The organism is Kaistia sp. SLG-1 (assembly GCF_059699055.1).
Window position 1 is genome coordinate 1,095,167 of the sequence record NZ_AP048544.1, and the last position, 21,109, is coordinate 1,116,275.

General features: G+C 67.2%; 20 protein-coding genes. 9 read left to right on the forward strand and 11 right to left on the reverse strand.

The genetic code is table 11. From position 1 onward, the window contains the following. The 7 genes from AC6HZP_RS04865 to phnN are packed head-to-tail and all read left to right on the forward strand — an operon-like array spanning position 1 to position 5,714. Entirely contained in the window at positions 1 to 1,095 is a 1,095-nt protein-coding gene (locus tag AC6HZP_RS04865) for a carbon-phosphorus lyase complex subunit (RefSeq protein WP_497525620.1), read from the forward strand. After that, positions 1,092 to 1,976 (forward strand): alpha-D-ribose 1-methylphosphonate 5-phosphate C-P-lyase PhnJ, encoded by an 885-nt coding sequence (locus AC6HZP_RS04870; protein WP_497525621.1) that lies wholly within the window; start codon positions 1,092 to 1,094, stop codon positions 1,974 to 1,976. The genes AC6HZP_RS04865 and AC6HZP_RS04870 overlap by 4 nt, the downstream gene beginning before the upstream one ends. After that, positions 1,973 to 2,473: a GNAT family N-acetyltransferase gene (locus AC6HZP_RS04875; RefSeq protein WP_497525622.1), complete on the forward strand. Its 501-nt coding sequence runs from the start codon at positions 1,973 to 1,975 to the stop codon at positions 2,471 to 2,473. Before AC6HZP_RS04870 ends, AC6HZP_RS04875 begins: the two co-directional genes overlap by 4 nt. Then, on the forward strand, positions 2,470 to 3,258 hold the full coding sequence (gene phnK / locus AC6HZP_RS04880; RefSeq protein ID WP_201402511.1) for a phosphonate C-P lyase system protein PhnK: 789 nt from the start codon (positions 2,470 to 2,472) through the stop codon (positions 3,256 to 3,258). Before AC6HZP_RS04875 ends, phnK begins: the two co-directional genes overlap by 4 nt. After that, positions 3,255 to 3,962, forward strand: coding sequence for a phosphonate C-P lyase system protein PhnL (gene phnL / locus AC6HZP_RS04885; RefSeq protein ID WP_497525623.1), 708 nt, complete (start codon positions 3,255 to 3,257; stop codon positions 3,960 to 3,962). Before phnK ends, phnL begins: the two co-directional genes overlap by 4 nt. Positions 3,963 to 3,994: 32 nt before the next feature. Beyond that, positions 3,995 to 5,155: an alpha-D-ribose 1-methylphosphonate 5-triphosphate diphosphatase gene (locus AC6HZP_RS04890; RefSeq protein WP_497525624.1), complete on the forward strand. Its 1,161-nt coding sequence runs from the start codon at positions 3,995 to 3,997 to the stop codon at positions 5,153 to 5,155. Between the two features lie 7 nt (positions 5,156 to 5,162). Further along, on the forward strand, positions 5,163 to 5,714 hold the full coding sequence (phnN, locus tag AC6HZP_RS04895) for a phosphonate metabolism protein/1,5-bisphosphokinase (PRPP-forming) PhnN (RefSeq protein ID WP_497525625.1): 552 nt from the start codon (positions 5,163 to 5,165) through the stop codon (positions 5,712 to 5,714). A gap of 287 nt (positions 5,715 to 6,001) precedes the next feature. Here the strand turns inward: phnN and AC6HZP_RS04900 are convergent, their stop codons facing one another. From AC6HZP_RS04900 to AC6HZP_RS04940, 9 genes are all read right to left on the reverse strand, one after another. Then, the gene (locus AC6HZP_RS04900; RefSeq protein ID WP_497525626.1) at positions 6,002 to 6,634 is read right to left on the reverse strand and encodes a GNAT family N-acetyltransferase; all 633 of its coding nucleotides are present in this window, start codon (positions 6,632 to 6,634) and stop codon (positions 6,002 to 6,004) included. A 260-nt stretch (positions 6,635 to 6,894) separates the two neighbouring features. Beyond that, positions 6,895 to 7,638, reverse strand: coding sequence for an SDR family oxidoreductase (locus tag AC6HZP_RS04905; RefSeq protein ID WP_497525627.1), 744 nt, complete (start codon positions 7,636 to 7,638; stop codon positions 6,895 to 6,897). Between the two features lie 102 nt (positions 7,639 to 7,740). After that, positions 7,741 to 8,673 (reverse strand): diguanylate cyclase, encoded by a 933-nt coding sequence (locus tag AC6HZP_RS04910; RefSeq protein ID WP_497525628.1) that lies wholly within the window; start codon positions 8,671 to 8,673, stop codon positions 7,741 to 7,743. Next, positions 8,670 to 11,534, reverse strand: a complete 2,865-nt coding sequence (locus AC6HZP_RS04915; protein ID WP_497525629.1) for a hybrid sensor histidine kinase/response regulator — start codon at positions 11,532 to 11,534, stop codon at positions 8,670 to 8,672. The genes AC6HZP_RS04910 and AC6HZP_RS04915 overlap by 4 nt, the downstream gene beginning before the upstream one ends. A gap of 60 nt (positions 11,535 to 11,594) precedes the next feature. Next, positions 11,595 to 11,858, reverse strand: a complete 264-nt coding sequence (locus AC6HZP_RS04920; RefSeq protein ID WP_497525630.1) for a hypothetical protein — start codon at positions 11,856 to 11,858, stop codon at positions 11,595 to 11,597. 491 nt (positions 11,859 to 12,349) lie between these two features. Continuing rightward, positions 12,350 to 13,183: a carbohydrate ABC transporter permease gene (locus tag AC6HZP_RS04925; RefSeq protein WP_497525631.1), complete on the reverse strand. Its 834-nt coding sequence runs from the start codon at positions 13,181 to 13,183 to the stop codon at positions 12,350 to 12,352. Between the two features lie 10 nt (positions 13,184 to 13,193). Next, positions 13,194 to 14,126, reverse strand: coding sequence for a carbohydrate ABC transporter permease (locus tag AC6HZP_RS04930; protein ID WP_201402522.1), 933 nt, complete (start codon positions 14,124 to 14,126; stop codon positions 13,194 to 13,196). A 242-nt stretch (positions 14,127 to 14,368) separates the two neighbouring features. Beyond that, positions 14,369 to 15,649, reverse strand: coding sequence for an ABC transporter substrate-binding protein (locus AC6HZP_RS04935; RefSeq protein ID WP_497525632.1), 1,281 nt, complete (start codon positions 15,647 to 15,649; stop codon positions 14,369 to 14,371). A gap of 82 nt (positions 15,650 to 15,731) precedes the next feature. Then, positions 15,732 to 16,868, reverse strand: a complete 1,137-nt coding sequence (locus AC6HZP_RS04940; RefSeq protein ID WP_497525633.1) for a mandelate racemase/muconate lactonizing enzyme family protein — start codon at positions 16,866 to 16,868, stop codon at positions 15,732 to 15,734. 130 nt (positions 16,869 to 16,998) lie between these two features. Between AC6HZP_RS04940 and AC6HZP_RS04945 the strand changes: the two genes are divergently transcribed. After that, positions 16,999 to 17,640, forward strand: a complete 642-nt coding sequence (locus tag AC6HZP_RS04945) for a GntR family transcriptional regulator (RefSeq protein WP_244669802.1) — start codon at positions 16,999 to 17,001, stop codon at positions 17,638 to 17,640. 241 nt (positions 17,641 to 17,881) lie between these two features. On the opposite strand, the gene AC6HZP_RS04950 is transcribed toward AC6HZP_RS04945, so the two are convergent. Together AC6HZP_RS04950 and AC6HZP_RS04955 are read right to left on the reverse strand one after the other, a co-directional pair. Then, entirely contained in the window at positions 17,882 to 18,658 is a 777-nt protein-coding gene (locus AC6HZP_RS04950; protein WP_497525634.1) for a glutamine amidotransferase, read from the reverse strand. 23 nt (positions 18,659 to 18,681) lie between these two features. After that, a complete protein-coding gene (locus AC6HZP_RS04955; protein ID WP_497525635.1) occupies positions 18,682 to 19,719 on the reverse strand; it encodes a LacI family DNA-binding transcriptional regulator in 1,038 nt (345 codons plus the stop codon). 235 nt (positions 19,720 to 19,954) lie between these two features. On the opposite strand from AC6HZP_RS04955, the gene cdd reads away from it, so the two are divergent. Then, positions 19,955 to 20,926, forward strand: a complete 972-nt coding sequence (gene cdd / locus AC6HZP_RS04960; RefSeq protein WP_497525636.1) for a cytidine deaminase — start codon at positions 19,955 to 19,957, stop codon at positions 20,924 to 20,926. The last annotated feature ends 183 nt before the right edge of the window (positions 20,927 to 21,109 follow it).

A 21,109-nucleotide genomic window follows, 5' to 3' on the forward strand; every position in this document is an offset into this window, starting at 1 on the left:
ATGTATGTCGCCGTCAAGGGTGGCGAGCAGGCGATCGACAACGCGCATGCGCTGCTGGCGCATGAGCGTCGCGGCCCCGTCTCGATCCCCGACCTCTCGCCCGACCAGATCGAGAGCCAGCTGGCGCTCGCCGTCGACCGCGTCATGGCCGAAGGTTCGCTCTACGACCCGGCGCTGGCCGCGCTCGCCATCAAGCAGGCGCGCGGCGACCTGATCGAGGCGATCTTCCTCGTCCGCGCCTTCCGCACCACGCTGCCACGCTTCGGCCATGCCGAGCCGGTCGAGACCGGCGCGATGGCGATCGAGCGCCGCATCTCCGCGACCTTCAAGGACCTGCCCGGCGGGCAGGTGCTGGGCCCGACTTTCGACTATACGCACCGCCTGATCGACTTCCTGCTCGCCGCCGGCGTCACGCCGCCGGCGCCCGCCGAGGTCGCGACCGAACTGGAAGCCTCCCCGCGCGTGACGGATCTGCTCGACGGCGAAGGCCTGATCGAGCAGGAGTTTCGCGCCGACGACGCGGAAGTCGGGGATCTGACCCGCGCGCCGCTCGACTTCCCGGTCGATCGCGACCTGCGCCTGCAGGCGCTGGCGCGTGGTGACGAGGGTTTCCTGCTGGCGCTCGGCTATTCGACCCAGCGCGGCTATGGCCGCACCCATCCCTTCGTCGGCGAGATCCGCTTCGGCGAGGTGATGGCCGAATTCGTGCCGGAGGAGCTCGGCTTCGCCGTGCCGCTCGGCCCCGTGGCGCTGACTGAGTGCCAAATGGTCAACCAGTTCCGCGGCTCCGCCGCGCTGCCGCCGCAGTTCACAAGGGGCTACGGCCTCGTCTTCGGCCAGAGCGAGCGCAAGGCGATGTCGATGTCGCTGGTCGACCGGGCGCTCCGCACCCGCGAGTTCGGCGAGGATGTCACCGCCCCGGCGCAGGACGAGGAATTCGTGCTGTCGCATTGCGACAACGTCCAGGCGACCGGCTTCGTCGAGCATCTGAAGCTGCCGCACTATGTCGATTTCCAGGCCGAGCTCGGGCTCGTCCGCAAGATGCGCGCCGAATACGAAGCGCGCCAGCAAGAGCTGAAGGAGGCGGCGGAATGAGCGCCGTGGCAGCGCCGCAGGCGAGCGGCTACAACTTCGCCTATCTCGACGAGCAGACCAAGCGGATGATCCGCCGCGCAATCCTGAAGGGGATCGCGATCCCTGGCTATCAGGTGCCGTTTGCCAGCCGCGAAATGCCGATGCCCTATGGCTGGGGCACCGGCGGCGTGCAGGTGACGGCGGCGATCATCGGCCCGGCCGACGTGCTGAAGGTGATCGACCAGGGCTCGGACGACACCACCAACGCCGTCTCGATCCGCAAGTTCTTTGCCAAGACCGCCGGCGTCGCGACGACGACGGAGACGAAGGCCGCGACCATCATCCAGACGCGCCACCGCATCCCGGAGCAGCGGCTGACGGAAAAGCAGACGATCGTCTACCAGGTGCCGATCCCGGAACCGCTGCGCTTCCTGGAGCCGCGCGAGACCGAAACGCGAAAGCTGCATGCGCTGGCCGATTACGGGCTGATGCATGTGAAGCTCTACGAGGACATCGCCCGGCACGGCCACATCGCCACCACCTACGACTATCCGGTCGAGGTCGCGGATCGCTATGTGATGAACCCGTCGCCGACGCCGAAGTTCGACAATCCGAAGATGCACATGTCGGAGGCGCTGCAATTGTTCGGCGCCGGCCGCGAGAAGCGCATCTATGCCGTGCCGCCCTTCACCAAGGTGCGCAGCCTCGATTTCGAGGATCATCCGTTCGAGGTGCAGCGCTTCGACAAGCCCTGCGCGCTCTGCGCCGCGACCAATGTCTATCTCGACGAAGTCGTGCTCGACGATCGCGGCGGGCGGATGTTCGTCTGCTCGGACTCCGACTTCTGCGAGGAGCGCCGGGCCGAGGGTCATCGCGGCGAACTCTCCGGGGAGGCGGCATGATGACCGAAGTCTCCGTCCGCAAGGCGACCGAAGCCGATCTGCCGGCCCTGCTCGCGCTCTATGCGCAGCCGGATTTCAACAATGGCCGCGTCACCACGCTCGAAGTGGCGCAGGCGACGCTCGCCCGCATGGCGACCTATCCCGATTTCGCCGCCTATTGCGCCGAGATCGATGGCGAGATCGTCGGCACCTTCTCGCTGATGGTGATCGACAATCTCGCGCATTGGGGCATGAGCTCGGCGCTGGTCGAGAACGTCGTCGTCGCCAACGGCCACCAGGGCGCGGGCATCGGCCGCGCCATGATCCGGCAGGCCTTCCGGCTGGCCGAGGAGAAGGGCGCCTACAAGGTCGCGCTTTCCTCCAACATCAAGTCGACCCGGGCGCACGCCTTCTACGAGAGCCTCGGCTTCGAGAAATACGGCTTCAGCTTCAGGCTGGAGCCGGTGGTCGGCGATCGCGCCCTTCAGGTTGAACTCATTGACGGAGCCGCATCATGACGGCCAATCTGAACGACAAGCCGCTGCTTTCCGCGCGCGGTCTCGGCAAGCATTACGGCCAGCGGCTCGGCTGCCGGGATGTGAACTTCGATCTCTACGAGGGCGAGGTGCTCGCCGTGGTCGGCGAATCCGGTTCCGGCAAGTCGACTTTGCTCGGCCTGCTCGCGACCGAACTCGCACCCACCGCCGGCGCCGTGCACTACCGCATGCGCGATGGCGAGACGCGGAACCTGTTCGATCTCTCGGAGGCTGATCGCCGCTTCCTGCTCCGTACCGACTGGGGCTTCGTCCGCCAGGACGCGCGCGACGGCCTGCGCATGGGCGTCTCGGCCGGCGGCAATGTCGGCGAGCGGCTGATGGCGGTCGGCGGCCGGCACTATGGCCGCATCCGCGACACGGCGAGCGACTGGCTCGGCCGCGTCGAGATCGAGCCGGAGCGGATCGACGATTTGCCGAAGAGCTTCTCCGGCGGCATGCGGCAGCGCCTGCAGATCGCCCGCAACCTCGTCACCCATCCGCGCCTCGTCTTCATGGACGAGCCGACGTCCAGCCTCGACGTCTCGGTACAGGCGCGCCTGCTCGACCTGATCCGCGGCCTCGTCGCCGAGCTCGGCCTCGCGGTCATCATCGTCACGCACGACCTCGCCGTCGCCCGCCTGCTGTCGCACCGGATCATGGTGATGCGGCAGGGCCGGGTGATCGAGACCGGCCTCACCGACCAGGTGCTGGACGATCCGCGCGAGGCCTACACCCAGCTTCTCGTCTCCTCGGTGCTCGCAGCATGACCCAGAATCTCGTCAGCCTCGAAGGCGTCTCCAAGGCCTTCACCCTGCATCTGCGCGACGGTCTTAGGATCAGCGTCGTCGACAACGTCTCCTTCAAGGTCGAGCCCGGCGAATGCGTCGTGCTGGGCGGCCCCTCCGGCGCCGGCAAATCGTCGATCCTCAAGATGATCTACGGCAACTACCGCTGCGATCACGGTCGCATCCTCGTTCGCGACGGTGACGAACTCGTCGATGTCGCCACCGCCGAGCCGCGCCGCATCCTGGCGCTGCGCGGATCGGTGATGGGCTATGTCAGCCAGTTCCTGCGCGTCATTCCCCGCGTCTCGGCGCTCGACATCGTCGCGGGTGCTGCGACCGACAGCGGCGTCGGCCGGGCCGAGGCTTGGAGCCGGGCCGAGCGGCTCCTGACGCTCCTGAACGTGCCGGAGCGGCTCTGGAGCCTGCCGCCGGCGACCTTCTCCGGCGGCGAGCAGCAGCGCGTCAACATCGCGCGTGGCCTCGCCGCCGACCGGCCGATCCTGCTCCTCGACGAGCCGACCGCCTCGCTCGACGCGGCGAACCGCGCCGTCGTCGTGCGGCTGATCGAGGAGAAGAAGCGCGCGGGAACCGCCATCATCGGCATCTTCCACGACGAGGACGTCCGCGATCACGTCGCCGACCGCATCGTCGACGTGACGGAATTCGCCGCCTCCAGGGCGGCCTGAGCGGCAAGAGCCTGCAAGCAAACGAGATCGAAATGACCGAACCGACCGAATTCCTGATCGAGAACGCCAGCCTCGTCCTGCCCGACCGGGTGGTGCAGAACGGCTGGATCGCCATTGCCGGCGGCAGGATCGCCGAGATCGGCGAGGGCAAGGCGCCGGAGCGCGGCCTCGACGTCCAGGGCGACACGCTGGTGCCCGGCCTCGTCGAGCTGCACACGGATCACCTGGAAGCGCATTTCGCGCCGCGTCCGCATGTGCGCTGGCACGCGCTTTCTTCCGTCATGGCCTATGACGCGCAGATCGCCGCGGCCGGCATCACCACCGTGTTCGACTCGCTCCGTGCCGGCTCCGACGCCGATTCCGCCTCGATCGGCACCGATCTGGCGCAGCTTGCCGCCGCGATCGCGGAAGCGCGCGCGACCGGCCATCTCCGCGTCGATCACCGCACGCATCTGCGTTGCGAGATTGCCTGCGAGGACGTGCTGGAGCATGTCGAGGCCTATGCCGCGCAATACCCCGTCCACATGATGTCGCTGATGGACCACACGCCCGGCCAGCGCCAGTTCAAGGATCTCGAGACCTGGCGGCGCTACTACATGCGCAAGAAGCCGATGTCGGACGAGGAAGTGAACCGCTTCGTCGGCAATCGGCTGGCGCTGCACGCCAACAATGCCGGGCCGAACCGGCTGCGCCTCGTCGAGATCGCGGCCGAGACCGGCGCGGTGCTGGCGAGCCATGACGACGCAACGATCGCGCATGCCGAGGAAGCCGTCGAGAACGGCGTCGGCCTCGCCGAGTTCCCCACCACGATCGAGGCGGCGGAAGCGCTGCACCAGGCCGGCATCAGCGTCATGATGGGCGGACCGAATGTGGTGCGTGGCGGCTCGCATTCCGGAAATGTCGCAGCCGAAGAGCTCGCACGCGCCGGCGTTCTGGATATTCTGTCGTCGGATTACGTGCCTGCGAGTCTCCTGATGTCCGCCTTCGAACTGCCGCGCCGGATTCCCGGCATCGACCTTGCCACTGCCATCCGCACCGTGACGCTGACGCCGGCGCGCACCACCGGCCTTACCGACCGTGGCGCCATCGAGACCGGCCTGCGCGCCGATCTCGTCCGCGTCCATGTCAGCGGCGGCGAAAGCCCGACGCCGATCGTGCGCCAGGTCTGGCGCGAAGGGCAGCGGGTTTCGTGAGGCGGTGATGGGACAGGGCGTTCTCGTCGCGGTGGTCGGCCCCAGCGGGGTCGGCAAGGACACGCTGATCGGCCACGCCAGGGCGGCGCTGGCGGAGGAGGACGGTTTCGTCTTCGTCCGCCGGCTCGTCACGCGCGGCGAGAATGCGTTCGAGGATCATGACACGCTGGACGAGGCGGCGTTCGCCAGAGGCGTCGAGAGCGGTCGCTTCCCGGTCTCCTGGCGCGCGCATGGCCTCGGCTACGCGCTCCCCGCCGCGACGCTCGACGCGATCGCAGCCGGCGCCATCGTCATCTGCAATTTTTCACGCGGCGCGATTGCTGCCGCGCGCGAACGCTTTCCCGCCGTGCGCGTGGTGGCGATCTCCGCGCCGGACGCGATCCTCGCGGCCCGCCTGATCGCGCGCGGCCGCGAGACCGAAGAGGGCGTCGCTGCCCGCCTCGCCCGCGAGGCGATCTGCGCGCGCGAGATCGATCCCGACCTGACGATCGTCAACGACCGCCCGATCGAGCAGTCCGGCGGCGAGCTGGTGGCGTATCTCCGGAGCCTGCGGGGGTGAGGCGCGCTTTCCGGACGCTGTTTCCACTCGACCATCATCCTGAGTGTCTAGCCGCATGTTCGGATGGAAGAGGAGACGTCCTTCTTTCAGGTCGAAAACGCTCTTGCGTTTTCGGGAGGGGGCACTTCGCGTAGCTTGCGGTAAATCCGACGAAGCAACCCCTCCCCAAGACCGCCCGAAGGCGGTCTTGACCCTCCCTCAAGGGGAGGGTTCAGGCATCATCCTGAGGTATCAGGCGAAGCCGGGCCTCGAGGGAGGGTCCAGGGAACGCGTCTGCAGGCCGATCCCTAGAACCGTCGCGCCATGGTGAGGCTGCCCGCCGGCAAATCGTCCGACACTACCTCCGCGAAGCCGAGCTTTTCGTAGAAGGCGATGGCGCGGTCGTTCTGCGGGTGGACGTCGAGATGCATGCCCGGCGATCCGGCCGCCGCCAGCGCGTCCATCAGATGCTGGAAGCCGCGTTTGCCCCAGCCTTGGCCGCGCGCCTCGGGCAGGAAGTCGATATGTCCGTGCGAGGGGAAGGCGTGCAGCGCCGGCGGATAGGCGTAGGGCGGATGGTGGATGCGGTGGCGCACCCAGTCGCTGCCGCGCCAGAGGCTCTCGTCGGCTCCCGGATCGCGGATGCGTTGCCTGAGGCCCGGCAGCCAGTCTCGCTCCATGCGCCGATAGAAATCCGGCGTGTCGAGCGCGCCCATGATGTAGCCGGCGACGCCGTCCGGGCCGTCGAGCACGAAGGCGAGCTCGGGCTCGAGCACCAGATAGGGGCCGATGAACATGTGGCCGAGCGCGTCGGGATCGTCCTCGCGCGCCGTGGCGTCCTGCCCCGCGTCGCCGGTGCGCAGGCAGACCCGGTAGACGGCCGGTAGGTCGGCGAGGTCGGCCTTGCGCAGCCGGAACGCTCCGCTGGATACGGCCGTCATGCGGAAACTCCGTTCTTCACCTCTCCCTGAGGGAGAATCTTTGCAGCCCACTGTCCTCATCATCCTGAGGAGGCCTGAAGGGCCGTCTCGAAGGACGCAGAGCGGTCGTGCAGCTGAAATCTTGCCCCAAGGTCGTGCGTCCTTCGAGACGGCTTGCTGCCGCAAGCCTCCTCAGGATGATGGACATCGGGCCCCGCACAACTCAAGGGTTCCAAGAGAAGCGCCGAGGCTTGAGCCTCGGCTTATTCTCGCGTCAGGCCTCAGGCGAGTGTGCGGCCGCCGTTTACCGCGAAGGTCTGGCCGGTGATGAAGTCGGCGGCTGGCGAGGCGAGGAAGGCGACGATGCCGGCGATGTCCTCCGGCACGCCCTGATGGCCGAGCGGCACCAGGCGGCGATAGTCCTCGAGCTCGTCGACCGTCGTGTCGGCGTGGCGCTCGACCGGGATGAAGCCCGGCGCGACGAGGTTGACCGTGATGCTCTCCGGGCCGAGCTCGCGGGCCCAGGAGCGCGTCAGCCCGACCATGGCGGCCTTGGCGGCGACGTAGTGGCCGAAGATCGGATTGCCCATGTCGACCACTTCGGAGCCGATATTGATGACGCGGCCGGCGCGCCGGGTCCGCCAGTCCGGCAGCACCGTCTGCAACAGGAGCAGCGGCGCCTTGACGAAGAAGCGCAGCTGGTCGAGGTGGTCGTCCCAGGTCTGTTCCTCGATCGGGATCAGCGGCTGCGGGCCGGTGGCGTTGTTGACGATGAGGTCGACCGGGCCGAGCTGGCGGGTGATCTCGGCGATGCCGTGGCGGACGCTGGCCTTGTCCGTGACGTCGAACTTGAAGGCCGCGGCCTGTCCGCCGGCGCTGGTGATGGCGTCGACGACGCTGCCGGCGCCGATGTCGTCATGTGCGAAGTTGACGGCGACCGTCCAGCCGGCGCCGCCGAGCCCCTTTGCGATCGCTGCGCCAAGCCCGCGTGAAGCGCCGGTGACGAGTGCAATTCCCACGATCATCCTCCCGAAATGACGCCCGCCCTGGGATTCGTGCGGGCCGCCGCCGATCGAAGCACAGGCGGCCGGGATTGTCTCCCGACTTCTTAGCCGGGTAGGGGGCGCCTAATCGACAGTGGCCGCGACCGGCACCTCGAAGATCGTGCCCGAGACCATGTTTCGGCCGGCGGCCTTGGCGATGTAGAGCTGCTCGTCGGCGGCCCGGATCCACGCTTCCGGCGCCGCGCCCGGAACGCAGGGCGCCGTGGCGACGCCGATCGAGACCGAGACGGTCGGCGCCGCCTCGGAGCCGGAATGCGGGATGTTCAGCGCCTCGACCCGCTCGCGGATGCCGCGCGCGATCTCCATCGCCTCTTCGAAGCGGGCTTCCGGCAGCACGCAGGCGAACTCCTCGCCGCCATAGCGCACCGTCAGGTCGCTGCCATGGCGCACGGCCCGGTTCAGCGCCGCCGCCACCATGGTCAGGCAGCGGTCGCCGGCCGTGTGGCCGTAGAGGTCGTTGAAGCGCTTGAAGAAGTCGATGTCGAGGATGATCACCGACAGCAGGCCGCCGCTGAGCGAGAGGCGGGCGGTCTCGACATTGAGCGTCCGTTCCAGCCGGCGGCGGTTGCCGAGGCCGGTGAGCGCGTCCGTCACCGCCAGCCTGGCGAGGTCGTCGCGCAGCCGCTTCATCTCCAGATGGTTCTTTACGCGGGCGCGCACGACCACCGGCGAGATCGGCTTGTGGATGTAGTCGATGGCGCCGAGTTCCAGCCCCCGCACCTCGGCCTCCTGGTCGCCGAGCGCCGTGGTGAAGATCACCGGCACGTCGGCGAGCAGCGGATCGTTCTTGATCTGGGTGCAGACGTCATAGCCGTCGGTGCCCGGCATCAGGATGTCGAGCAGGATGAGATCGGGGAGGGCGGTGCGGGCGATCGCGAGCGCTTCCTCGCCGGACGTCGCGAAATAGATGTCGTGATCCTCCTCGAGCACGGCGCTGAGGATCTCGATGTTGCTGACTTCGTCATCGACGAGGAGGATCGATGGCCGCTCGCTCAATTCAGTTTTTCCTTGGTGTCGTCAAACCGACGCTCGATGGCGTCCAGCCCGGCCAGGGCGTTGGTGAAATCCAGCCGGGCGATCGGGTCGCGGATCCCGTCGAGCGATGTCGCCTCGGCCGAGCCGCGAAGCGTCGTTTCCAGGGCTTCGAAGGTCTTGCGGGCCCGCATGCTGCGCACGCCGAGCTGCTGGCGAAGCTCGCCGAGAAGCCGGATCGCCTCGGCGCGCCCGGCGGCGTCGAGCCGCGTCTCGGGCTCGGCCGCCTTAACCGTCTCGGCCGCGCTGGCCGTCTCGGCCGGCTGCAGCGACCGTGCCGCGGCGAGCGCCGGCTGCAGCGCCTGGTCGAGCCGCTCGACGAGATCGTCGATGTTCATCAGCTCGCGATGCGCCAATGCGTCCTCCAGCTGGCGCGAGGCCTCGGCCACCTTGCGCAGTTCGAGCGAACCGGCGACGCCCTTCAGCGTGTGGGCGAGGCGGCGCGCCTCGTCCAGCGCCCCTGCATCGATGTCCTCGCGCAGCGTCGCGGCGAAGCCGCGATATTTGGCGCCGAAACTGACGATCAGCTTGCGCAGCAGGGCGGACTTGCCGTTGACGCGGGAGAGCGCCGCCGGGATGTCGAACGGCGGCAGTTCCTGCGGCAGCTCGGTCGAGGCGAGCGGCGCGGCCGGCGTGGCGGCGGGCGCGACGGCCGCGGGGCTCGATGCTGTGGCGGCGGGCTTGAGCCAACGTTCCAGCGTGCGCATCAGCGCGGCCGGATCGACGGGCTTTGCGACATGGTCGTTCATGCCGGCATTCAGGCAGTTCTGGCGTTCCTGCTCATAGGCATGAGCGGTCATGGCGATGATCGGCAGGGTTTCGGCGGGGATGCGCTCGCGTATTTTGCGCGTCGCCGTGATGCCGTCCATCTCCGGCATCTGGATGTCCATCAGCACCGCGTCGTAGCGGCGGCCGGGATCGAGCGCGAGCTCGCAGGCGATCCGGCCGTTCGCGGCCAGCTCGACGACGAGGCCGCCGTCGCTCAGGATCTCGTAGGCGACCTCGCTGTTGATCTCGTTGTCCTCGGCCAGGAGGATGCGCGAGCCGCGCAGTTCCGGCGCCACCATCGGCACCGTTGGAAGCGCGGGAACGACGGTTTCGTCCGGCGCGCGCGCATTGCCGATGAACTGCGTGATCTGGGTGAGGAGTAGCGCGGGATCGATCGGCTTGACGAGGAAGGCGGAAATGCCGGCCGCGCGCGCGTCGGCCATCGCCTCCTCGCGGGCATAGGCGCTGACCATCATGATCGTCGGCAGCTTCGTCAGCTTTTCGCTCGCCTGCATCGCCTCGACCGCCTGGATGCCGTCCATGCCGGGCATCTTCCAGTCGATCAGCATCAGGTCGTAATTGGTGCCGCGCTCGTTCGCCGCCTCGAGGAAGGCGATCGCCTCGGTGCCGGAGGCGACGAGGTCCGATTGCACCGACCAGCTTTCGAACAGGTTGTGCAGGATCTCGCGCGAGGCGGGATTGTCGTCGACGATGAGGACGCGCAGCCCGCGCAGTTCCTCGATATGGGCGGCGCTGGCGAGCATCTCGGCGTCGCCGATCTGCATCCGCACCGTGAAGGTGAAGGTGCTGCCGGCGCCCGCCTGGCTTTCGACGCGGATCGAGCCGCCCATCAGCTCGACCAGCTGCTTGCTGATGGCGAGGCCAAGGCCGGTGCCGCCGAAGCGGCGCGTCGTCGAGCTGTCGGCCTGGCTGAACGAGCGGAAGAGGTTCGCCTGCTGCTCCGGCGTCATGCCGATGCCGGTATCGCGGACGGAGATCTCGAGGAGGAGGTCCGGATCCCGGCGCTCGAGCGCGCGGATCGACAGGATGACGCCGCCGCGCTCGGTGAACTTGACCGCGTTCGAGACGAGGTTGAGCACGATCTGGTTCAGCCGCAGCGCGTCGCCGAGAAGCGTCTCGGGCACGCTGTCGTCGACGACGATGCGGATCTCGACGCCCTTCTCGGCCGCCTTCACCGCCGAGATCGCCGTGGCGTTCTCGATCGTGTCGCGGATCTCGAAATGGGTGCTCTCCAGCGTGAGCATGCCGGCCTCGATCTTGGAGAAGTCGAGGATGTCGTTGATCAGGCCGAGCAGGGCGGTGCTGGCCGCCTTGATCTTGCTGACATAATCGGCCTGCTTCGGCGTCAGCTCGGTGCGCAGCGCCAGGTGACTGAAGCCGAGAATGGCGTTCATCGGCGTGCGGATCTCGTGGCTCATATTGGCCAGGAACAGGCTCTTGGCGATGCTGGCGGCATTGGCCTCGCGGGTCTTGACCTCGAGCGTGCGGTTGTAGCTGACGATCTCGTCGCTCATCGCCTTGATCCGGCGGAAGCTCGCCACCAGCGTGATGCTGAGCCAGACCAGGACGGCCGTCTGGAACGCGACGATCGAGGCGTGCAGGTAGACGCGGGGCAGGTCGGCGCCGGCGGGGAACACCGCATAGGGGAACACGAAGTTCAGCATCAGGTGGTGGGCTGCGACGGCGACGGCCGCGACGACCACGGGCCGCCAGTCGCACCAGCCGATCACCAGCGCCAGCGTGGCGAAGAAGTACATGTGCATGTCCATCTGCCACGCATGTCCGGCGAACAGATAGACGAGAAGGGCGGGCTGCCCCATCAGCGCGACCGCCGAGACATAGCGCGTAACCGGCGCCGGACCGCGCAGCAGCCACGAGATCTGCAGCGCGGCCGCCAGCAGCGCGGCGATCAGCGTCGGCGCGATCACGCTCCGGCCGATCGACCCGGCGACCAGCGCCATGAACGGCACATGCACCCAGATCAGGACCACCAGGAACAGGCCGAAATTGCGCCGCAGTCTATCGAGTTCGGCCATTGTGCAATCCTTGAAAGGTACTGCCCCGGCGGGCAGGTCTGGTCTGGCGGACAAATCGGATCAGGCGGGCAGGCAGCCGCGCAATTTGACGGCATCGAGGACGAGCCACGCGCCCGTCCGATACAGCCTGGCGATGAAGTCGGGATTGTCGGACCGGGCGATGAGGACGTTCGCAAGGCCGGCGCCGGCGACGATCGTGCCGCCCGAACTGGCGATGATCTCCGCGGTCTCGGCGGCGTCGGCCCAGAGGGGTGCCACCACCGCGACCTCGGGCGTGCCGGCATCCGCCGTCATCGAGCCGAGGAAGATGGCCAGAACGCTCACGATCAGGAGCAGGCCGGCCGGGATGAAATCCCGCCAGCTTCCCCGCTCCGTCCGAGAATCGAGCTCTACGCGTGAAATTCGCTGCCCCCTGCGACTGCCCTGCCGCAAAGGCGCATAAAACCCGGTTCACGGTACGTTATCAAGGCGCATAGGGTCGCGCCCGCCGGCAAAGGTGGAATGCTGCCGGCGGGGTCGGTAACGGACCGGAGCGCTATCGGTCAATCCAGGTGGGCACTTCCCCCATGACCGGCCATCATTCGCCGGTGCTGCATTCTGCTTTTCTGGATTGGCTCGGTCGTTGGGGTCTCCCGCTTCGCTTGAACCCTCCCCCTGAGGGAGGGTCGAAAACGCAACAGCGTTTTCGGGGAGGGGGCGCTGCGATGGGGACAGGTGTTTTGTGCGGGGGAGCCGAAGGCACCCCTCCCCAAAACCGCAAAGGCGGTTTTGACCCTCCCTCAAGGGGAGGGTTCAAGGGAGAACGGGCGTGGAAATCATCCCTTCACGGCGCCGACGGCGATGCCGTTGACGATCTGGCGCTGGAAGATGACGTAGAGGATCACGATCGGCGCGGCGGCTAGGCAAATGCCGGCGGCGAGCAGCGGCACGTTGGTGGTGTATTCGCCGCGCAACGCCGCGATGCCGACCATCAGCGTGCGCTTGTCCTGCAGCACCAAAAGCGAGATCAGTACGTCGTTCCAGCAATAGAGCGTGTTCAGAATACCAAGCGTTACCAGCGCCGGCTTGCCCATCGGCAGCATGATGTGCCACCAGACCTTCAGGAGGCTGGCGCCGTCGATCTGCGCCGCCTCGAACAATTCGCGCGGGAGGCGGGCGTAGAAGGCGGTCATCAGATAGACGCTGAACGGCAGGAAGAACGCCGTATAAGCGATGATCAGGCCGGGGCGGCTGTCGATCAGGTTCAGGCCGATCATGGTGCGGTAGAACGGCACCAGCACGACCTGCACCGGGATCATCAGCGACACCAGGATGGTGATGAAGATCGCCTTGCGGCCGCGGAAGCGCAGGATGGCGAGCGCGAAGCCGGCCATCGAGGCGACGACCAGCAGCACCAGCACCGCGCCGACCGTGACGACGACGGAATTGGTGAAATATTCGGAGAGGCGCGACTGGTTCCAGGCCTGGGCGAAATTGGCGAAGGTCGGGTCGGTGGTCAGGCCGAACCGGTCCAGCACATAGCCTTTTCGCGTCTTCAGCGCCGCGTTGACGGCGAAGAAGACGGGATAGACGGCCGAGAGCGCGAGCAGCGCCATCGGGATCGAGATCAGCCAGAGGATGCGCTTCTCTCGGGTCTGGACGGCGGCCATGGCGTGCTCCTCAGATGCTGGCGTTGCGGGACATGATGCGGATCTGGATGGCGGCGAGGCCACCCATCATCAGGAACAGCACCATCGAGATCGCGCTGGCATAGCCCGGGCGGTTCATCCGGCCCTGTTCGAGCCAGATCAGGAATTCCGGCAGGATGGTCGAGGTGCCGGGGCCGCCGGCGGTCAGCACGTAGATCAGGCCGAACATCGCGGTCAGCATGCCGATCGTCGTCACCACGGCGGCGAACTCGATGATCGGCCGGATCGACGGAATGACGATGTACCACCAGGTCTGGGTCAGCTTCGCGCCGTCGAGCTTGGCCGCCTCCAGCATGTCGGACGGCACGGTCGAGAGGCCGGCGAGGAAGATCAGGAGGCTCATGCCGAAGGTCGACCAGAGCTGCACGGCGATCAGGCTGAAGAGCGCGGTCGACGAATTGCCGAGCCAGTCGACGGCCGAGAAGCCGAGCGCCTTCAGGAACATGTTGAAGGAGCCGTCATAGCGCAGCAGCACGTTGAAGATGGCGCCGACGATGACGGAGGAGAGCACGGCCGGGAAGAAATAGACGGCGCGGTAGAGCTTGCCGCCCGGCACGCCCTGGTGGATCAGGATGGCGAGCACCAGCGGCAGGCCGATCCAGATCGGCAGCGTCGCCAGCAGGATCAGCATGTTGACGAGGCTGTCGAGGAATACAGGGTCGCTGGCGATGCCGATGTAGTTGTCGAAGCCGACGAAGCGCGGCGCCGACATGCCGTCATAATCGGTGAAGGAATAGCCGAAGCCCCAGATCAGCGGCACGATCCGGAAGACGACGACCAGCGCTAAGGCCGGCAGCACGAACAGATAGGCGAAGCGCTCGACGCTGCGGCTGCCGGGATCCGCATGCGCCGCGGCGGCGGCCTTGCGGCGCTTGGTGTCCGTTGCGGTCAGGATCTCGGTCATGCGCGGGGCCTTCTGGCTATCAGAATGGAGGAGGTTCCGGGCGAGCGCGATCTCGTCCGGACCATCGTCGCGGGGCTCGCGGAGCGACCCGGCAGTCCACTCCCGTCACCCCCGCGAAGGCGGGGATCCATGCAGCCGGGTTCCGGGAGATTCGCGGGATCGGTCTCGGCTGAATGGATCCCGGGTCAAGCCCGGGATGACGGCGAGCGTGTGGATGCACTCTGCGGCTTCAGGGCCGAAGACTACTTCTTCTTCGCCTGCGCCTGGACTTCGTCGAGGCGGGCGACGGCCTTGTCGACCGTGGTCTCGCCGGTGAACAGCATCTGGCTCTGGCGATGCCATTCCTCGGTCTCGGCCGTCGAGGTGTTGTTGTGCAGCAGCGCCGCGCCGTTCGAGAGCGAGCCGAGCACGACCTTGGCCGAGGGGCTCTCGACCTTCGAGGTGTCGACGGCGGTATCGGACGGCACCGCGCCGGCGGCCTCGAAGAACACCTGCATCGCAGGCGTCTCGGCGAAGCTCTTCGCGAGCGCGATGGCGAGGTCCTGGTTCGGCGAGAATTTCGTCACCGCGTAGCCGATGCCGCCGGCGAGCGGCATCAGCAGCGTCTCGTTCACGCTGGTCGTGACCGGCGGCATGACGAAGACGCCGACATTTTGCGGCTCGAGGAACTCGTCGAATTCCTTCCAGTGCGCCACGTCCGAGAGCAGGCCGATGGTGTTGGCGTTCTCCGAGCGCTCGAAGCTCTGGTATTCGTCCATGAACTTGGCGGTCGAGTTGGCGCCTTCCGCGTACCAGCCGTCCTTCTGGGTATCGACCCAGGCCTGGACGATCGCCTTGATCTCCGGGCTCGACCATTTGAGGTCGCCGGCGGTCCAGGCCGCCTGCTGCGCCGGCGTCAGCGCGTTGGCGGCGGCGGAGGAATAGAAGAAGTCGGCGCCGTAGCCTTCCTTGTTGCCGAGCGCGAAGCAGGTGGTGCCGGCGGCCTTCAGCGCCTCGCAGACCGCCTTGAGCTCGGCCCAGCTCTTCGGCGTCTTCTCGGGATCGAGCCCGGCCTTCTTGTAGAGTTCCTTGTTGTAGTAGACGGCGAGGCCCTGGATCGAGATCGGCACGGCATAGACGCTGCCGTCGGGACCGGCGAACTCGTCCCAGCCGGCGACGCGCGTTCTGATGTCGGCGACCTTGTCGTCGAGCTTGGTCAGCGCGGCGATGCGTTCCTTCGCCTGCGAACCGCCATGCACCAGCACGACATCCGGCCCCTTGCTGGCGGCGATCGCCGTGCCGAGCAGGGTGTAGTACTGGTCGTGCGGCTGCATGACGTATTTGATCGTCACGCCGGGATGCGCGGCCTCGAAATCGGCCTTCACCTTGTCGTAATACGCCGTCGTCGTCGGATCGCCGGACTTCCAGTCCCAGACCGTCAGCGTGACGTTCTCGGCGCTGGCGATCGACATGGCGCCGATGGTGACGGCCAGCGTGCCGGCGAGCCTCGTGCCGAGGCGCAGAAGCGTTTTCGTCGTCTTCATTAGAGGTCTCCTCCCTCGCTTATCGTTCCCCTTGCCCGCTGCCGGCGAGCGCGGCGGCGGGCATTGTCGGCTTGCGGCCGGCCTAGTGCGGCAGGCGCGTGTTCACCGGTCCCGGCGGCAGGGCGTCGTTCGCCAGCACCTCGGGCACGGCCCATTCGCTGCGCGCGCTTTCGGAAAGCACCAGGCCGTGGCCGGGGCGGTCATGCGCATGGATCCAGCCGTCGCGGATCTCGAAAGGCGTCTCGACCAGATGGTCGAAATTCTGGAACGAGTATTCCAGCCATTCGACCTCCGGCAGCGCGATCGCCATGTTGACGCCGATCTCCAGGAACGAATTGCCGAGGCTGACGGGAATGCCGTGCTCGGCGGCGAGCCAGCCGATGCGCATCACCTCGGAGACGAAGCCGTGCACGTTGATCATGTCGGTGCCGCGCGCCTCGATCAGCTGGCGCTTGCCGTGCGCGTCGAAATATTCGCCCGAATTCACCAGCGTGAACGGGCAGCCGGCCCGGATCATCTTCAACCCCTCGAAATCGTAGCGCAGGCAGGGATCCTCGATCCACAGGATGTCGAAGCCGGCATCCCGGATCTTGTTCATGTTGCGGACGGTCTGCTGCGGCGACCAGCCCTCGTTGGCGTCGATCATGATCGCCTCGGGCTTGCCGACGGTCTTCACCAGCAGGTCGAGGCGGTGCAGGTCGCGCTCGATGTCGGGATGGCCGACCTTGATCTTGAACGCTCGGTAGCCGATCGACGCGGCGTGGTCGAACAGCGCGCAGAAATCATCGTCCGAGAGGTGGAAATCGAGGCCGCTGGCATAGGCCTTGACCCGCGTCTTGCTGCCGCCGAGCAGCTTCCAGAGCGGCATGTCGAGTTCCTTGGCGGCGAGATCCCAGAGCGCCTGGTCGACGCCTTCGCCGAAGGGGAGCGAGGCGCCGCGGATGTTGCCGCCGCGCGGCCGGCGCACGCGGTGAACCAGCGCCGCCGGGGCCTGGCCCTCGAGGCCTGGCCAGATCTCGGCGCGGAAGATCCGCTCGATCTCGGCCTGCGCGGGCAGCGGGTTGAATAGCGTCGCGAGGAAGCCGAGACCGACCATGCCGTTGTCGGCGATCAACTCGATCGTCGCGACATGCGCATGCGCGATGCGGACCTGGCTGTCGCCGATCACACGGTCGCGGGCGAACTGGAAACGGACAATTCGGAAATCCACGATACGCATGCTATGCTCGCTTAATCGATCAAGAATGAGAGTTGATATGTCACGTAAGCGATCTGATAGATCAGATCTCCTTTCTTCGCAAGATGCCGGCGCGACCGAACCGACGGAGCGCGAGGGCGATTCCGTCACCGTGTCGCTGAGCGAGGTCGCCTATGAGCGCATTCTCGACATGCTGTTCGGACGCGAGCTGCCGGCCGGCGCCTTCGTCTCGCAGAACGATTTGGTGAAGCTGATCGGCGTGCCGGTGGCGCCGCTGCGCGATGCGCTGCGCGTGCTGCAGACTGAAGGGCTGCTGACGATCCATCCGCGCTCCGGCATCCGCTTCCTGAAGGCGGATTTCGAGCTGGCGCGGAACACCTACCAGCTGCGCGGCATTCTCGAGCGGCCGGCGGTGCGTGTGTTCGCCGAGACCGCCTCTATGGAAGTCCTGGACGCGCTGATCGCCCGGCACGAGCGCGGCATCGCGGCGCTGGAGCGCGACGGCTTCACGCCGGCGATCGCGCCCGAGATGATCGACATCGACGCGGTGCTGCATTTCGAGATCATCGGCGCGCTCGGCAATCCGCTGATCGGATCGACCTATCGCCGCGTCCATAACTATCTGCGGCTGATCCGGCTCGATCGCACCCTGACCACGCCGATCGTCATGCGCACTTTGCGCGAGCACATGGTGCTGCTCGAGGCCTGCAAGGCCCGCGACGCCGACGCCGCCGAGGCGGCGCTGCAGGCGCATTTCTCCAACGCGCTGCAGCGGACGCTGGGGATTTTCTGAGGTCTTTGGCCGGAGCGGTGGGGGCGTGGTGCGTGCTTCGAGACGCCCGCTTTGCGGGCTCCTCAGCATGTTGGGAATTTGAGGGCCAAGAGACCCTCACCAGACCCTCACCCCAACCCTCTCCCGCAAGCGGGAGAGGGGGCTGACCGCGGCCAGCCTCTCTGTCGACACAACACGGGCGGAAAGCCCTCTCCCGCGAGCGGGGGAGGGTGGGGTGAGGGGCTTGCTTCTCGCTCCGCGACTAGCTCGCCTTGGTCACCCAGCCGAGCACGTTCTTCCACAGCCGCGCATAGCCCGGCCATTCGACGAAGCTGTTCGGCAGCCAGTGCGGGCCGATGTCGGAGGTCCAGGCGACGCTGCGGCCCTCGCCATAGCTGCCCGTGACGAGGAGCGGGTGGCCGCCGTCGGAATCGGGCAGCCGCGCCAGCAGCTCGACGCCCGGCCGGTCCTTGAGCTTGACCTCGTTGGCGCCGAGCAGGATCGGCCATTCGCCGTCGAGCCCGGCGAGGATCGGATGCGAGCGGTCGCCGGTGATCTCGGCGCGGAAACCTTCCGGCACCTCGATGCGGTCGTCATGGGGCAGGCAGTCGACCGGCAGCGCCTGCTCGACCGCCGTGCGCGCCCAGCGCCCGCGTCCGTCGATGCCCTGGAAGGTCAAATAGCCGCCGATCATGACGAGACCGCCGCCCTTTTCCGTCCATTCGCGCAGCAGCTTGACGCGGTTCGGCACCGGCTTGCCGTGTAGCCAGACGTCGGGATGCAGCAGGATCGAATTGGAGCCGATGTCGGAGAGGATTACCGCGTCATAGGCGTCGAGCCCTTCGAGCGTGAAGGGGAGGTCGGTCGGCGCCTGATGCGCCTGCATGTAGGTCAGCTCGAACTCGCTGTCCTTCAGCGCCTTCACCAGCGGCTCGGCGCCGAGATGGAAGGTGACGCTGCCGAACTGGTCGAAACCCTTGTAGTGCGTGGCGCTCGACATCCAGCTTTCGCCGACGAGCAGTACTTTCTTCCTGGCCATTTTCTTCCCTTGAGATGCCGCTCTCAGATACGTGGCGGCTTGACGGATTCGCGGATGATCAGCTCGACCGGCAGGATCTCGGTATCCGGCCTGCGGATTTCCCCCTTGATCAGGCTGAGCACGCGTTCAACCGCCAGCCGCCCCATGGCGGCGACCGGCTGGCGGATGGCGGTAAGCGGCGGATCGAACAGGTCGAGCGGGCCGGCATCGTCGAAGGCGACGACGGAGATGTCGGGGCCGACCTTGACGCCGCGCTGCTTGAAGACGGCGAGCATGCCGAGCACGATCTCGTCGGAGGCGGCGAAGACCGCCGTCGGCGGCCGGTCGAGCGCGAGGAGCCTGTCCGCCGCCTCGCGGCCATGCGCCGAGGAGTACTGGCCGGTGAGCTCGGCCGCGATGGTCATGTCCAGCCCGGATTCGGCGATGGCGCGGCGAAAGCCGGCGACGCGGTTGCGGCTGCTCGAAAGCCCGGCCGGGCCGCCGACATAGGCGAGATTGCGATGCCCGGCCTCGATCAGATGGGTGGTGGCGAGAAAGCCGCCCTGTTCGCTGTCGGCCATGATGGTCGGCGCGATCGTGCCGTCGACGTCGTCGTCGACGAGGACGACCGTGCCTGCCGCCTGCAGCGCCCGCGTCAGCGCCGGATCGTCGCCATTGTTGGTGATGAAGAGCAGGCCGTCGACATAGCGGCGCGACAGCCGGCTCAGATAGTCGAGCTCGCGCTCGGTCCGGCTCAGCGTCGGGCAGAGGACAAGGCCGAGGCCGAATTCCGACGCCGCCCGTTCGACCGCGGCGGCGAGATGGGCGAAATAGGGATTGGAGATATCCGGCACGACCAGGCCGATGGTCTCGGAGCGGCCGAGGCTCAGGCTGCGCGCATGCGGATTGGGCTGGTAGCTCAGGGCGGCGATGGCGGCGTCGATGCGATCCGTCGTCGCCTTGGGCAGCTTGATCGAGTGGTTGAGATAGCGCGATACGGTGGCGATCGAGAGGCCGCACGCTTCCGCGACATCCTTCAGCGTCGCAATCTTCCGGCCCGTCGCGTCTTTCTTTTCGATCATCGCATTCCTTCTCGATGACGATGGCTGGCATACCTCAGCATGCGCGGTGCCGACGCCCCAATTCGCAGGATGAAATAATTCTGACCTGCAAAGCAACCTGCGGATGCGACATCGACCTCGAAATGTCGAAAAGCGATAGAGCGCCTATGTCTTTCGGGGGAGCCGCCTTGCCTCCCCGTGATGGGGCCGCGATAGACTGAACCCGGATTCTGGATGTCTGTCGCAGGAGTATAGCGTGAATTCACCCGATCGGTTCCGTCCGGACGCCGCCATCGGCCTTCGTTGCGAGGCGCTGCTCGAAACGGTCGAGCCGGCGCTCAACGCCGAGGTCGCGGCCAAGCTGGCGGAGCCTCGCCCGCCGGAGGATGGCCTCGTCCTCTCGGCCGATGTCGCCGCCGAGCTGGTCGCGCGGCACGGCCTCGCTGACATCCGCGAGCTGATGCTGCTGCTGGTGCCGTTCGCGCGCAACGTGGCGCGGCCGCCGATCTCGAATTTCACCATCGGCGCGGTGGCGCTGGAGCGCGAGACCGGCGCGCTCCTCCTCGGCGGCAATGTCGAATTCCCCGGCGCCAATCTCGGCGAGGCGATCCATGGCGAGCAGTTCCTGTCGGCGCGCGCCTTCTCGCGCGGCACGTCGATCGCGGCGATCGCGCTCGAGGCCGCGCCGCCCTGCGGCCATTGCCGCCAGTTCCTGGCCGAGTTCAGGGGCGGACTGGACGTCGATATCATCACCATGCAGGGACACCGGATCCCGCTCCGCGACCTGCTGCCCTGGGCCTTCTCGCCCGCCGATCTCGGGGAAGCGGGCGTGACGCCGTTGGCGCCGGGCTCAATCCGGCAGGCGCTCGCAGTAGTGCATTCGGAGATCGCGGATATGCCGGCCCTCGAACAGACGCTCATCGCCGCCGGCCAGTTCGCCTATGTGCCCTATGGCCGCGCGCCGTCCGCCGTGGCGCTTCGGCTCGTCGACGGCAGCGTCATCACCGGCGCGGCGCTGGAGAACGTCGCCTTCAATCCGAGCCTCGGCCCGTTGCAGGTGGCGCTGGTCAATCTGATCGCCGCCGGCCGCGCCTATGACGAGATCGAGCTGGCCGTGCTCGGCGGGGTGGAGAAGGGGGCCGTCGACTATTCCCGCGACCTGCCGAACCTGCTGGCGACGGTGGCTCCGGCGGCGAGCTTCGAGCGGGTGGTCTGGGAAGTGGCGTGACGGGGGCTCCCCTTGGAACCCTCCCCTTGAGGGAGGGTCAAAACCGCCTCGGCGGTTTTGGGGAGGGGGCTCTTCGAGGGATGGATCCATGCGGCCGGACCCCGTTGCCCCTTACCTCTCCCATGGGGAGAGGTCGGCCCGCAGGGCCGGGTGAGGGGGTAGGGAACCATCCGGTGAGGCCGT

What these genes read in the sequence shown, in the direction of transcription:
- AC6HZP_RS04875 (WP_497525622.1), top strand. Translation starts at nt 1,973, where the DNA reads ATGATGACCGAAGTCTCCGTCCGCAAGGCGACCGAAGCCGATCTGCCG.
- AC6HZP_RS04940 (WP_497525633.1), bottom strand. Translation starts at nt 16,868, where the DNA reads ATGCGTATCGTGGATTTCCGAATTGTCCGTTTCCAGTTCGCCCGCGAC.
- AC6HZP_RS04905 (WP_497525627.1), bottom strand. Translation starts at nt 7,638, where the DNA reads ATGATCGTGGGAATTGCACTCGTCACCGGCGCTTCACGCGGGCTTGGC.
- AC6HZP_RS04890 (WP_497525624.1), top strand. Translation starts at nt 3,995, where the DNA reads ATGACCGAACCGACCGAATTCCTGATCGAGAACGCCAGCCTCGTCCTG.
- AC6HZP_RS04930 (WP_201402522.1), bottom strand. Translation starts at nt 14,126, where the DNA reads ATGACCGAGATCCTGACCGCAACGGACACCAAGCGCCGCAAGGCCGCC.
- AC6HZP_RS04900 (WP_497525626.1), bottom strand. Translation starts at nt 6,634, where the DNA reads ATGACGGCCGTATCCAGCGGAGCGTTCCGGCTGCGCAAGGCCGACCTC.
- AC6HZP_RS04955 (WP_497525635.1), bottom strand. Translation starts at nt 19,719, where the DNA reads ATGATCGAAAAGAAAGACGCGACGGGCCGGAAGATTGCGACGCTGAAG.
- phnN (WP_497525625.1), top strand. Translation starts at nt 5,163, where the DNA reads ATGGGACAGGGCGTTCTCGTCGCGGTGGTCGGCCCCAGCGGGGTCGGC.
- AC6HZP_RS04925 (WP_497525631.1), bottom strand. Translation starts at nt 13,183, where the DNA reads ATGGCCGCCGTCCAGACCCGAGAGAAGCGCATCCTCTGGCTGATCTCG.
- AC6HZP_RS04950 (WP_497525634.1), bottom strand. Translation starts at nt 18,658, where the DNA reads ATGGCCAGGAAGAAAGTACTGCTCGTCGGCGAAAGCTGGATGTCGAGC.
- AC6HZP_RS04865 (WP_497525620.1), top strand. Translation starts at nt 1, where the DNA reads ATGTATGTCGCCGTCAAGGGTGGCGAGCAGGCGATCGACAACGCGCAT.
- phnK (WP_201402511.1), top strand. Translation starts at nt 2,470, where the DNA reads ATGACGGCCAATCTGAACGACAAGCCGCTGCTTTCCGCGCGCGGTCTC.
- AC6HZP_RS04915 (WP_497525629.1), bottom strand. Translation starts at nt 11,534, where the DNA reads ATGGCCGAACTCGATAGACTGCGGCGCAATTTCGGCCTGTTCCTGGTG.
- AC6HZP_RS04870 (WP_497525621.1), top strand. Translation starts at nt 1,092, where the DNA reads ATGAGCGCCGTGGCAGCGCCGCAGGCGAGCGGCTACAACTTCGCCTAT.
- AC6HZP_RS04935 (WP_497525632.1), bottom strand. Translation starts at nt 15,649, where the DNA reads ATGAAGACGACGAAAACGCTTCTGCGCCTCGGCACGAGGCTCGCCGGC.
- phnL (WP_497525623.1), top strand. Translation starts at nt 3,255, where the DNA reads ATGACCCAGAATCTCGTCAGCCTCGAAGGCGTCTCCAAGGCCTTCACC.